We start from the raw sequence: 12,176 nt of genomic DNA on the forward strand, positions 1-12,176 counted from the left end.
GTGAGCTATCGAAGGTCTTCATTCTTGGCTAAGCTTTGCGGACGAACCAGTCTGATAAATCCAGGTTTCTGTCGTGATCATCCAAAATCCTGCTGGCGATCCGCTTTCTGCCGTATTGGCACTCTCCGAGTTGCAAGCAGCCTGCTCGGTTCGCTTGCAAGCGGGAGGCGTCTGGGCGCTGCGATTTCAACCCATCGAACTGAAATTCAACGTGGTGCGACGAGGCGAATGCTGGTTGCGCATGCAGGGCTTGCCGGCGCAGTTGCTGCGGGCCGGCGACTGCTTTGTGGTGTCGCGCACGCCGTTCATTCTGGCCAGCGGCGCCGACGTCGAGGCGGTGAATGCAGCGGATGTTTTTGCCCATGACGGCGTCTCGGCGACGTTTGGCGTCGGCGAGGAAGTCGAGCTGCTGGGCGGCAGCGTGTCGCTATCGGGACCCGGCGCAACCGAACTGCTCGACGTGCTGCCAACCTCGCTGATCATTCGCGCCGAGGCCACAGGTGCCTCGTCGTTCGGTTGGCTGCTGGATGAACTGGGCCGCGAGTGGCCATCACACCAGGCCGGCTCGCAGGCGATGTGCAACGACTTGCTGCGGCTGATCTTCATCCATGCGCTGCGCCATCACATCAACAGCGCGGATGCCGAACAATTGGCCTGGCTGGGCGGGCTACGGGAACCGGCGATTGCCGGCGTCTTGCGCGCCGTTCACGCTGCTCCGCAGAAGCCTTGGCGACTGACGCAAATGGCCGAGATTGCCTGCATGTCGCGATCAGGTTTCGCCGCGTTATTCAAAACTTGCATGGGTGTAGCGCCGGTCGAATATGCCACGCGCTGGCGGATGCGCGTGGCCGCGTTTCGCTTGCGCAATGGCCGGGACACTGTGGCGACCATTGCTGCTTCACTGGGCTATCTGTCCGACGCGGCGTTTGGCGCTGCCTTCCGCCGCGTGCACGGCATATCGCCGGGCCAATACCGCCGCGATCCACTCCTGTAGGCCAATGATCGAGGTTATGATCGCGACAACCGCCGCCAAGGACATCCGCCGATGCCTGCCATGAAAACCCGCCCCACCCCCGCGCCATTGCTCAAGCCAGGCGAAACCGTGGTGCTGTTCGACGGCGTGTGCAAACTGTGCAACGGCTGGGCGCGCTTTCTGATTCGCCATGACCATCAGCGCCATGTGCGTCTGGCGACCGTGCAATCGCCCGAAGGCCAGGCCTTGCTGGCGTGGGCCGGTTTGCCCCTGGATGAGTTCGACACCATGGCGGTGATCCGCGACCGGCAGTTCTGGGAACGCTCGGATGCGTTTCTCGAAGTGGTCGGGCAACTGCCAGGGCGCTGGCAGCCGCTGAAACTGCTGCGGATTTTCCCGCGCCGCCTGCGTGACTGGGCTTACGATCGAATCGCGCTGAACCGCTATCGGCTGTTCGGCAGGTACGACACTTGTCTGCTACCAACAGCGGATCATGAAAGCCGCTTTCTAAAAGCCCACGGTTAACCCGACCAGTTGCACCGGCGTCATCTTCGTCACCATCATCAGCACGATGACAAACATCCCGGCGAACCCGGCAATGCCCATCCAGAACCACCAGCGGTAAGTGCTAGCAAAGCGATCATCCAGAGGCAGGCCACTCTCGCCCGCGCTCAGCGCCATCTTCTGCAGACGCTTTTGCAATACAAGTACAGGCAGCCACAGTGCGCCTACGCAGAAGAAAATGATCAGCGAAGTCAGCAGCCATTCAGTGCTCATCGAAAGCCCGGAAAGCCGCATCAGCAGATAGCCGGTAATGACCTGCACAAACCCGGCCGGCGTGGTGATCCACGTATCAAAGCGCACCACCATTCGTGCGACATGGGCGATCACTTGCGGGTTGCCGCTGCGGCTGGCGGCGATCAGGTAGAGGTAGGAGCCCATGCCGAAACCGAAGAGGAAAATCGCCGCGATTATATGCAGGTACTTCAGGCAGAGATAGAGCATCTCAACGCTGTCCATCGGAGAATTGAACCGACAGGCTCAAGTTGGCCGGATCGTTGATCGCCGCCAGATATTCATCGACGCTGATTTCGCCAACACACGGCCGCGCACCAGGTTGCGGTGCATAACCCCGCGCCATTTTGATTGCCAGGGCGACGGCGGCGCAGCTGGGGATTTCCGGGCCTTTGTCATTCAGCGCGGTGAGTTGCGCGGTCAGGCTCAGCGGCTGGTCGTCAACTCCGATGCCCTGAACATCGATGTACATCGCGCTCTTGCCATCACCGAAGCGTTCGAACCTCGTACCCAGCCGATGCAGGCGCGCCGCCCAGCGCACATGATCGCGCACCAGCCCGAAGCGCAAGGCCTGCGCCAGCAAGGCGTTGGCAACGCCGCCGAGCTTCAGGCCGGCGCCAGCCTTGAAGCGCAGTGTGTGCGCACCATAGCGGCGGGCAAATATATCCATGTCCGGTACATCGACATTGGCCAGCACCCGGGTGCCCAGTTGTGGCATCGTGCGCAGGGTCAGATCGAGCCAGCCCAGCACTTCGTGTACCTGGCCGTGCTTCAATTGTTTGATCGGCTTACCGGCATAGGCGAGCACGCCTTCGACCGTGGACAGCCCCGGCATCTTCGCCGAGGAGGAAATGCCATGCTCGATCGAATCGATTCGCGCAAAGCGCTGGCGCTGCTGATCGATGATTGCCGAGGACAAGGTCGGCACCGAACTGCAACCGCTGAGCACGGCCACACCAGCCTCCCTGGCGCGGGCGTCGAGCACGTCAATGCCGTTGACGAAAGTGCGGCAGTCAGCCAGATCGCAATAATTCACACCGTCATCGATGCAGCTTTGAGCAACTGCGTAGGATTGCCCCTGAAACGGCCCGCCGGTGTGCACCACCAACTGAACATTGAACTCACGCAACGCCGCTTGAAAACCTGCGCCCATTGCATCGCCGCACCAGCCTTCGCACGGACGGCCTGATTGCGCTTGCAGCTCAGCGACCTTGCCCTGCAACTTGCGCGCATCGCGGCCCGACAACAGCAGTTCAATCTCTGGCATGAGCGCCAGATGCCGACAAACGATGCTGCCGAAATTGCCGTAGCCACCGACGACCATCACCCTGAATGCCATTGCCCTGTCCCTGTTCCAGCCTAAACGTATGGCGCAGAGGATATAGGCCGCAGCGGCGATCAGACATTTATTTTGCAACCGGGTATCACCCCGCCCGCTTGTCCAAGGCAAAAAGAATGAACCCAACGCCCCTCTCGTCGCCTAACGCACAGACCATCAGGAGCTAAGCCTATGCAAATCGAAACCGTGTGGATCGTATTGGCGGTCATTCTCGTGCTGATCGAGCTTTGGGCCATCAACCGGGTGCGTAAAAGCGAGGGGAAATCCAGTAGTAAAGGCGTGTGGATCGTGCTGATCGTGTTCGTGCCGCTGTTCGGCCTGATCGCCTGGGCATTGGCGGGACCCAAGCATGTCGGTCGCATTTCGCCTTCCCAGGCTAACCGTTGAAGCGGCTAGCGCTGCCCCTTTCCAAGCATCACCACAGCCCGGCTTTTGCCGGGCTTGTTATATGCAATGCCCGCCGCGCGGATTTCTTGCAGGCTGCACGAAAGCATTGTGCCTGCTTCGATGCCAGCCCTTGATTTAGAAGGGTTGCGCTTGATCGGCAAGTTGGCATGAGTCCTGCGATAGCCTCTTCCTGAATACACAGCAGCGCGAAAAAAGAACGCTGTGTTCAATCCGTGAAAAGCAGAGGCCTCAAAAAATGAATGCCATCGACCTTCTCAAAGCCGACCATGAAAAAGTCAAAGCCATCCTCAGCCAACTGAGTGAATCCACCGACCGCGCGCTGAAAAAACGCGTCGAGTTGCTGGGCAAACTGGAAATGGAAATCACCATCCACACCCGCCTAGAAGAAGAGATTCTCTACCCTGCGTTCAAGGAAGCCGGCAGCAAGGAAGAAGACATCATGTACTACGAAGCCAAGGAAGAGCACCGCACCGTGGATTCGCTGGTGCTGCCTGATTTGAAGGAAACCGATCCGGGCAGCCCGGAATTTGCCGGTCGGGTCAAAGTGGTCAAGGAGCTGCTGGAGCATCACATCGAAGAGGAAGAAGAGGAAATGTTCCCGAAAGCGCAGAAGCTTCTGGGCAAGGCCAAGCTCGAGGAACTGGGCGCGCAAATGGAAGCCATGAAGGCGAGCCACAAAAAGGAAATGGCGGCCAACAAGATCGCTGCGTAAAGTGCTGAAGACACGGAAGCCCGGCAGCGATGCCGGGCTTTTTTGTGCGCCCAAACAGGCCCTCGCTTCCACATTGGATATACGTGTGTTCGGAAATTCCTGAACAAGCCACGAAACCTGTGGGAGCGAGCCTGCTCGCGAAGGCGTCAGGTCAGCCACATCAACTATGACTGACACTGCGCTTTCGCGAGCAGGCTCGCTCCCACAATGGATATACGTATGTCCGGCAATTCCTGAACAAGCCACGAAACCTGTGGGAGCGAGCCTGCTCGCGAAGGCGTCAGGTCAGCCAGATCATCTATGACTGACACTGCGCTTTCGCGAGCAGGCTCGCTCCCACAGGGTCAGTGTCGGTCTTGATGCAGGTTGTGATCAAACCGCCCAAGGTGGCGCCGGATCGAATTTCCCTTCAATCCACTCCTTGAACGCCACCACCGCCGCCGCTGGAAACCGCGATGACGGCCTGACCAGATAGACGCCGCCCGCCGAATCCAGATGCCAGCCGGGCAACACACGAATCAACCGACCTGCCGCCAGATCACGGCTCATCAGCCAGTCGCCGGCACCGAGTATGCCGGCGTCGGCGCGGGCGGCGGCGAGCAGGGATTCGCTGTCGCTGGCAGTCAGGTTGCCGTGGGGCGTGATGGTCTGCACCTCGTTGCCGCGATGCAGGCGCCACAGCGGGAACGACGCCAGCCCGCTGAAGCGCAGGCAATTGTGCTGAAGCAGGTCCTGCGGGGTTTGCGGCATGCCGTGGGCCTCGATGTAGGCCGGCGATGCGCAGAGAATCCGTCGATGGTCACTGAGCTTTTTTGCAATCAGCCGATTGTCATCAAGCTCGCCGATGCGGATGGCCGCATCGAAGCCCTGCTCGATGATGTCGACCAGGCCTTCGCTGTAATCGGCGATTACCGAAACATGCGGATGAGCCTTGAGAAATTCCGGCAGCAGCGGCCCCAGCCACAAGCGCCCCATCGCCGCCGGCAACGCCAGGCGCAAGGTGCCGCGTACTTCGCTGGCGCCCTGCACCGCTTGTTGCTGCGCTTCGTTCATCAACTCGACGGCCGCGCGCAAGCGTTGTTCAAGTTGAAGGCCGGCCTCGGTGATACGCACGTGTCGCGTCGAGCGTTCCACCAACCGCACGCCCAGTCGCTTCTCCATCGCCGCGAGGCGCTTGGAAACGATGGTCGGATGACGCTGCAACAAACGCCCCGCCGCGACAAACGAGCCTTGCGCGGCGACGGCCAGGAAAGCAGCGATTTCATCGCTGTGCGGGTTGCTCAGAACATCCAGATTCATGGTTTTAAAATGATCGCCCCTGATGATCGGCCCGATTCAAGATCGGCGTGCGCTTGTGCCGCGTCAGCCAATGAATAACGCGCGCGGATTTGCGGCGTGATGATACCGGCGGCAACAGCGGCCAGCACATCTTGTGCGCGCTCCTGATATTCGGCTGTCGTGGCGGTGTGCGCGGCCAGCGACGGACGGGTCAGGAACAGCGAGCCCTTGGCGTTCAGCGTGGCCATTTCCACCGCTGCCGGCGCGCCGGTCTGCGCGCCGAACGAGACCATCAATCCGCGTGGGCGCAAGCTGTCCAGCGAGGCCTGAAAAGACACCCGACCAATCGGGTCATACACCACGTCGACCTTGCGCCCCTCGGTGATACGCAACACATCGGCGGCGAGGGTTTCGGCATCGAACACCAGCACTTCGTCACAGCCCGACGCGCGTGCCTTGTCGACACTGGCCTGCTTCGACACCACACCGATCACCGTTGCGCCAAGGTGTTTGGCCCATGGCACCATGATTTCCCCCAGACCTCCCGCGACACCGTAAAGCAGCATCGTCGTGCCCGGCCCGACCGGATAAGTCGCCTTCAGCAGATACTGCGCGGTGATGCCTTTGAACAACACCGCCGCCGCATCTTCGAACGACAACTCATCGGGGATCTTCACCAGACGCTCCGCCGGAAACAGCCGCGCCGAGGCGTAACCAACCAAGGGGCCAGTGGCATAAGCAACTCGATCGCCGACGCGGACATTGCTCACACCGGCACCGACCGCTGCCACCCGACCCGCGCCTTCCAGACCCAGCCCCGAGGGCAACGCCACGGGCACTGCACCTTTGCGCTGGCTGACATCCAGGTAATTAACACCCACCGCCGCTTGCTCCAGCCAGACCTCGCCGGACCCGGGGGGCTGTTCGCTGACAGTGTGCAGTTGCAGGACGTCCGGTGCGCCGGTTGCGGTGAAGCGGATTGCATTGGCCATGGTCATCTCCATTCATCGTTAGCCGTTGAGCTCAGTCTGAAAGCTCAGCATTCAACGAACAACCCAACCTGAATGCAGTTCATTGCTGCATCTGATGCAGCTATGCATGAATAAAAAAGGAGCGGCAGGTGCTGCCACTCCTCTTTGCAGAATCAATCGAACGCGCCGTTGAGCACTTCGTAGATCAGCCCGGTAGCCAGCGCGACGAGGATCAGGTCGGTGCCCACCTGTTGCCATTCGTAGCCGTCGTAATGAGGCAAATGGCCGAGCAGCCGCCCGTCCAGCTTCTTGGCGATGCCCGGAGGCAGCGGTTTGCCCCGCGCCAGATTCTTTTGAATGCCCGGCGGCAGTGCTGGCCCCGGATTCCAGTATTCGCCGCGATAGCCGCCGACGATGCCGAGAATATTGCCGCGATCAATGCTCGGTCCGCCGCCGCGATAGCCAGAGTGTTGCTGGCCTTTGTTGCCATTGCCCTGACCGCCCCCACCCGGTTTACCATGATCCTGCATGTTCTGCGGTTTGCCCTTGCCGTTGCCCTGGCCGCCCTGGCCCTTGCCATTGCCGGGGTCGGCCAGTGCCGTCGTGCTGCCGACTACAAGCGCGAGGCAAGACAGCGCGACAATCAATCTGCGAGCTTTTCTCATGTGCGATTCCTTCGGTTTGGGGGGCTCTTGAGTAGGGGGAATGTGCTCAGCTTAGTGGATTTCTCCTTGCTGACCACTCGGCCTTGCGTCAGGATTCCCACCCTCTCCACCCGCGATCGAAAAAACATGAATCGTCAAAAGAAGCTGCAGCAGTTGTTCAAGGAAAAAGCCAAAAAGGCCAACGCCAAACTGGCGCCGAAAAAGCCCAAATACATCTGCAAGGCTGATCGCCTGAAGCTGGAAGCCGAAGCCGCGCAGGCTTCAGTGGAAAATACCGAGAGCTGAGTCAGGCTTTCTGCCGCGACGTCAGCCACGTCATCAGCGCCGCCAGCACCAGCAATGCCGCGCTGGCGAAGAAGGTCAGCCGATAGCCACTGCCGTCGAACAGCAGACCACCGACGGTCGACCCCGAAGCGATCGACAACTGCACCACCGCCACCATCAGCCCACCGCCGGTTTCGGCATCGTCAGGCAGCGTGCGCGCCAGCCAAGACCACCAGCCTACCGGCGCCGCCGTGGCGATCAATCCCCACACGCCCAGCAACACGAACGTCGCGACCACTGAACTGCCCATCCCAATGAGCGCCACTGCGATCATCGCCATCAACAGCGGGATGGCGATCACCACGCGATACAGCCCCTTCTTCAACACGGAACCGATGACCACGGTGCCGATAAACCCGGCCACACCAATGACCAGCAGAATCATCGACAGCACCGAAACATCGACCCGGGTCACGGTTTCCAGAAACGGTCGCAGGTAAGTGAACAGCACAAACTGGCCCATGAAGAACAGGCCGGCGCCGAGCATGCCGAATGCCACCCGGCGGCTTTTGAACAACGCAAAGCCGTTGGCTGCGCTGGCTTTGCGTGGCGCGGCGGGGAGCGCGGGCAAGCTGATCCATTGCCAGAGCAGCGCAATCAACGCCACCGGTATCAGGCAGAAAAACGCCCCGCGCCAGCCAATCACACTGCCGAGATAACTGCCCAGCGGCGCCGCGACCACCGTAGCCAAAGCATTGCCGCCGTTAAAAATTGCCAATGCCTTGGGCACGCTGGCGGAGGGCACCAGACGCATGGCCAACGCTGCCGACATCGACCAGAAGCCGCCAATCACCACGCCGATCAATGCGCGACCGATCATGTAAACCGTGTAGTTGGGCGCCAGGCCCACCACCAGCCCGGACGCACACATCAGCGCCGTCAACAGCAGCAACAGGCGCTTGCGATCCATCGAACCGGCAAGCCTGGTGATCGTCAGGCTGGTCAGCACCGCGAACGCGCCGGAGATGGCGATGCCGTAGCCGGCCAGGCCTTCGCTGATGTGCAAGTCCGTGGCCATGGGCGTGAGCAGACTGACCGGCATGAACTCGGAGGCGATCAGCGCGAAGACACACAGGGTCATGGCGAACACGCCGCTCCAGTACGCCGGTTGCTCGCCGGCAGTGGACACGCCCATGGGCTGGTTTGTCGGGTTGTCGATTGCTTGGGCCGTCATGCAAAAACCTGTTTGGAAGAACAAATGGTCGAGGCACTTCTGCCCCGCTACTCAGGCTGCAAAGCTTGACGGATCGGACTTAACTTGATTAGTAGCGGTAATCTTCATGTGCTTTTGAGAAAAATTCAGCAATGAGCAACGCCAAAGTCAATGACCTGCAGGCCTTTCTGGCGGTGGCCCAGGATCAAAGCTTCACCAAAGCCGCTGCTCGCCTCGGCGTCACGCCCTCTGCGTTGAGTCATACGGTCCGCGCGCTGGAGCAGCGTCTGGGTATCCGCTTGCTGGCTCGCACGACGCGCAACGTCTCGCCGACCGACGCTGGCGAGCGCTTGATGCGTTCGATTGCGCCGCTGTTCGAGCAGATCAGCGCCGAGCTCGAAGCCCTTGGCGAATTGCGCGACAAGCCCAGCGGCACCATTCGGATTTCCTGCACGGACGATCAGATCGAGTTGTGCATTCGGCCGATGCTTACAAAGTTTTTGCAGGACTATCCGGACATCACCTTGGAGTTTTACGTCGATTATGGTTTCACCAATGTGGTCAAGGAGCGCTTCGACGCTGGTATCCGTCTCGGTGAGTCGATCAGCAAAGACATGATCGCCGTGCGCATCGGCCCGGACTGGCGCCTGGCCGTGGTGGCCTCGCCGGATTACTTCGCTCGCCACCCGAAACCCGCCACGCCACATCAGTTGACGGAGCACGCCTGCATCAACATTCGCCACCAACCGGCCGGCGCGATATACGCCTGGGAGTTTGCGCACAAGGGTCAGGATTTCAGCGTGAAGGTCGACGGGCAGTTGGTGTTCAACAGCATCATGCACGTGCTCAATGCCGCCGTGGATGGCATCGGCGTGGCGTACGTGCCCGAGCAATTGGTCGCGCCGTATCTGGCCGACGGGCGACTGGTAGAAGTGCTGGAAGAGTGGTGCCCGACGTTTCAGGGCTATCACCTGTACTACCCGAACCGGCGCCAAGGCTCGGCAGCGTTTGCAGCGTTTGTCGAAGCACTGAAATACAACCGCTGACAAACGCAACTCTTCAATCCAAGCCAAATCCCTGTGGGAGCGGGCTTGCCCGCGAAGGCGTCGGCACATTCAACCTCATCATCGCCTGACCCAGTGCTTTCGCGAGCAGGCTCGCTCCCACAATGGTCCGGGGCAAGGCCAAAATCTTCAGCGCAACCAAAATCCCTGTGGGAGCGAGCCTGCTCGCGAAGGCGCCAGATCAGATACATCCACATTGAATGACACACCGCTTTCGCGAGCAGGCTCGCTCCCACAATGATCCGGGTCAAGGCTACGTTTTCACAGGCTGGCTCACCACAGCGGCGCACCGAATCACCGCCGCACAACGACGAAGGGAGGCCCATTAAAGGCCTCCCTTGTTTCTCCCCGTCAGGACGTACCCAACCCCTGCGACAGATCCGAAGAAGACGGCCGCGCCGGATCCGGTTTGGTCTCGACTTCGGTTTGTTCAGTGGTTCGGGTCACCGTGTCACGCACGGCTTCATAACCTTCCTGAGCTTTTTGCTTGGCTTTGTCGACCATGCCAGCGCTGGTGCGGCCCATGTAGCGCTGTTCAGTGGAGGTGGTCGGCAACGCCGCGCCGAGCAAGGCACCCAAAGCGACCCCAGCGGCAGCCACCATCAGCGGTTGCTCCTTGAGCAGGTGACTGAACTGCTGGCCAAGCACTTGCGAATTACGCGACAGTCGATCACTGGCGTCATGCATCGCATGGCTCAGGTTTTCCTTCGCCGCACCGACGTTTTCACCGAGGTGGCTGGCCTTGCCTTTCAGCGACTGGTAGCCGTCCTTCAGCGAGTCAGTAGTGGAGTGCAGACGCGCGCGCGCACTGTCGATGCCGTCGGCCAAACCGTCGGCCCACTCGCCGGCCTTGTCCTGATCCGGCCCGCTGCGATAGGTCGGCTGCGGCACCGGTGGGCGATTCTGGCTGATCATCAGCCAAAGCAGGCCCACGGAAGTCAGCACCGCTGGCACCGGATTATTGCGCACGCTGGTGCCGAGATTGGTGAAGAACGTCGAGCCGTTGCTCTGCATCATCCCCCAGGCCTGATCGATCATCTGCCCGGGGGTGAACTTGCTCTCCAGTTGATCGACGATGTTGCCGATGCTGGCGCGCTGCGCATCGATTTCGCGCTCGATCTGCTCCGGGCTTTTTTCCGCTTCGATATCCAGTTCGCTTTTCATGAGACTTTCCTCCGCAGCGCTTCCTGATCCTTGTTCAAGGCGTCGAGGGTGCGATCAGGTTTGAAGTGAGATGGCTCGAATTGCTTCTTCCCGGATTGCAGCATGGCGAAGCCGATGATCATCACCACCACGCCGACGATCAGCGCGGCCAACCATGGCGCCATGAACATGCTCAGGCCGTACACCGCCGACATCAGCAGAATGATGAAGCCGGCGAGGAACACGATCGCGCCGCCGGCCACCGCAGCGATGCCCGCCTTCAGCGTGCTGAGGCTGTTGTGCAGTTCGGCTTTTGCCAGTGCCAGTTCCTTGGTGAACAAGGCCGGTACCTCGCGGGACAGTTGCCGCAACAGGCCGACCACGGAGGCGTCATCCGTTTGGCCAAGGGGCCTTGCCCCGCTCAGATCAGATTCATCTCTGTTCATCACAGTTCTCCTTTGGCGTCGGGTGCGTGCGGTACGGAAGCCGCGGCAAAATCAGCGGGGTGATCGCTGTCACTGGGCGAGTTAGGGGTAATGCCGGTAGCCAATCCCGGATTGGCGTGGGTCGACGACGGCATCGACGATTCATAGGGTCGCTGCGCGCCGTAATCGGCTGGCGGTGGCGTCGAGGTGGAGCCCGCCGCCGGATCGTGTTCGGCACTGACCGTCGCTGCTGCAGAGGTGCCTGCTTTGAGAAACCGCGACAGGCCGAAACCGATGGCAATGCTGCCGGCGATGAACAATCCCGGATTGCTGCGCGCCAGATCCGCTGCATCGTGCAGTAACTGCTCGGCACTCTTGCCGCGCAGATTGCCCGCCAGCCCGGTCATGGAATCCGCCATGTCGGTCAGGTAGTCGGACATACCCAGCGTGTCCTTGTCCTGCAGCTCCGAGACAAAGCTTTTCGCCCCTTGCGCCAAGGCTTCGATCTGCTCGGCCGCCGTGTCGCGATACTGGCCGAATTGCGCATCGGCCTGCTGCCGCGCACCGCCCAGTGCTTCGCTGACGTTGTCCTTCAAATGATCAAAACTTTGCTCAGGCTTGCCGTTGGGATCACCTGATTCATACCCTGACCTGCTGTCTGAAGTATTCATGTCGCCCCTCGCCTTCTCACTGAAAACGCAAAAACGGAGCTACACGGCAACATTGCCTCGAGCCCCCACATAGGAGATGACGGAGCAGCTTGCGCGAGAGTTCAAAGAGGTTGATGAGCGTGCGACATCAGGTCTGGATCAGTGACGAAAGGTTGCGCTTGGCAGGATTGTGTTGAGCTTCTGCGCCGGTCTGCGGTCAAGACAAGGCACGGGGGTTCATCCAGATGATGGCAGTGAAACCCTCAACGCCGCCGA

At 60.5% G+C, this 12,176-nt stretch carries 15 protein-coding genes; 6 read left to right on the forward strand and 9 right to left on the reverse strand.

All coding sequences use genetic code 11. The annotated features are described in order from the left end of the window. The first annotated feature begins 73 nt into the window (after positions 1-73). The gene (locus AB4N48_RS12880) at positions 74-994 is read left to right on the forward strand and encodes an AraC family transcriptional regulator (RefSeq protein WP_460093562.1); all 921 of its coding nucleotides are present in this window, start codon (positions 74-76) and stop codon (positions 992-994) included. Between the two features lie 51 nt (positions 995-1,045). Beyond that, on the forward strand, positions 1,046-1,498 hold the full coding sequence (locus AB4N48_RS12885) for a thiol-disulfide oxidoreductase DCC family protein (RefSeq protein ID WP_252883606.1): 453 nt from the start codon (positions 1,046-1,048) through the stop codon (positions 1,496-1,498). On the opposite strand, the gene AB4N48_RS12890 is transcribed toward AB4N48_RS12885, so the two are convergent. Further along, the gene (locus AB4N48_RS12890) at positions 1,481-1,978 is read right to left on the reverse strand and encodes a DUF2269 family protein (RefSeq protein WP_460093563.1); all 498 of its coding nucleotides are present in this window, start codon (positions 1,976-1,978) and stop codon (positions 1,481-1,483) included. The two genes, AB4N48_RS12885 and AB4N48_RS12890, sit on opposite strands and share 18 nt — an antisense overlap. Before the next feature lies 1 nt (position 1,979). Further along, positions 1,980-3,107, reverse strand: coding sequence for a saccharopine dehydrogenase family protein (locus AB4N48_RS12895; RefSeq protein WP_460093564.1), 1,128 nt, complete (start codon positions 3,105-3,107; stop codon positions 1,980-1,982). 171 nt (positions 3,108-3,278) lie between these two features. On the opposite strand from AB4N48_RS12895, the gene AB4N48_RS12900 reads away from it, so the two are divergent. After that, a complete protein-coding gene (locus AB4N48_RS12900; protein WP_041480553.1) occupies positions 3,279-3,494 on the forward strand; it encodes a PLD nuclease N-terminal domain-containing protein in 216 nt (71 codons plus the stop codon). Positions 3,495-3,750: 256 nt separating this feature from the next. Then, entirely contained in the window at positions 3,751-4,227 is a 477-nt protein-coding gene (locus AB4N48_RS12905) for a hemerythrin domain-containing protein (RefSeq protein ID WP_016774305.1), read from the forward strand. Positions 4,228-4,599: 372 nt separating this feature from the next. Here the strand turns inward: AB4N48_RS12905 and AB4N48_RS12910 are convergent, their stop codons facing one another. From AB4N48_RS12910 to AB4N48_RS12920, 3 genes are all read right to left on the reverse strand, one after another. Continuing rightward, positions 4,600-5,526: a LysR family transcriptional regulator gene (locus AB4N48_RS12910; protein ID WP_460093566.1), complete on the reverse strand. Its 927-nt coding sequence runs from the start codon at positions 5,524-5,526 to the stop codon at positions 4,600-4,602. After that, positions 5,523-6,497: a quinone oxidoreductase family protein gene (locus AB4N48_RS12915; RefSeq protein WP_460093567.1), complete on the reverse strand. Its 975-nt coding sequence runs from the start codon at positions 6,495-6,497 to the stop codon at positions 5,523-5,525. The genes AB4N48_RS12910 and AB4N48_RS12915 overlap by 4 nt, the downstream gene beginning before the upstream one ends. Positions 6,498-6,649: 152 nt before the next feature. Continuing rightward, complete coding sequence (locus AB4N48_RS12920) at positions 6,650-7,141, reverse strand: anti-virulence regulator CigR family protein (protein WP_460093568.1); 492 nt, start codon at positions 7,139-7,141, stop codon at positions 6,650-6,652. Positions 7,142-7,267: 126 nt separating this feature from the next. Between AB4N48_RS12920 and AB4N48_RS12925 the strand changes: the two genes are divergently transcribed. Continuing rightward, positions 7,268-7,426, forward strand: a complete 159-nt coding sequence (locus AB4N48_RS12925) for a DUF2986 domain-containing protein (protein WP_081932631.1) — start codon at positions 7,268-7,270, stop codon at positions 7,424-7,426. A 1-nt stretch (position 7,427) separates the two neighbouring features. Here the strand turns inward: AB4N48_RS12925 and AB4N48_RS12930 are convergent, their stop codons facing one another. Next, positions 7,428-8,639: an MFS transporter gene (locus AB4N48_RS12930; protein WP_460093570.1), complete on the reverse strand. Its 1,212-nt coding sequence runs from the start codon at positions 8,637-8,639 to the stop codon at positions 7,428-7,430. Positions 8,640-8,770: 131 nt separating this feature from the next. Between AB4N48_RS12930 and AB4N48_RS12935 the strand changes: the two genes are divergently transcribed. Then, positions 8,771-9,664 carry a LysR family transcriptional regulator gene (locus AB4N48_RS12935; RefSeq protein ID WP_460093571.1) on the forward strand — a complete coding sequence of 298 codons (894 nt, stop codon included), beginning with the start codon at positions 8,771-8,773 and terminating at the stop codon, positions 9,662-9,664. A gap of 369 nt (positions 9,665-10,033) precedes the next feature. On the opposite strand, the gene AB4N48_RS12940 is transcribed toward AB4N48_RS12935, so the two are convergent. From AB4N48_RS12940 to AB4N48_RS12950, 3 genes are read right to left on the reverse strand one after another with little or no spacing between them, the layout of a single operon-like run. Further along, positions 10,034-10,846 (reverse strand): DUF3618 domain-containing protein, encoded by an 813-nt coding sequence (locus AB4N48_RS12940; protein WP_460093572.1) that lies wholly within the window; start codon positions 10,844-10,846, stop codon positions 10,034-10,036. Continuing rightward, entirely contained in the window at positions 10,843-11,271 is a 429-nt protein-coding gene (locus tag AB4N48_RS12945; RefSeq protein WP_052392217.1) for a phage holin family protein, read from the reverse strand. The genes AB4N48_RS12940 and AB4N48_RS12945 overlap by 4 nt, the downstream gene beginning before the upstream one ends. Further along, on the reverse strand, positions 11,271-11,921 hold the full coding sequence (locus AB4N48_RS12950; protein ID WP_460093574.1) for a hypothetical protein: 651 nt from the start codon (positions 11,919-11,921) through the stop codon (positions 11,271-11,273). Before AB4N48_RS12950 ends, AB4N48_RS12945 begins: the two co-directional genes overlap by 1 nt. Between the last annotated feature and the right edge of the window lie 255 nt (positions 11,922-12,176).

The organism is Pseudomonas sp. S2_C11, from assembly GCF_054668395.1.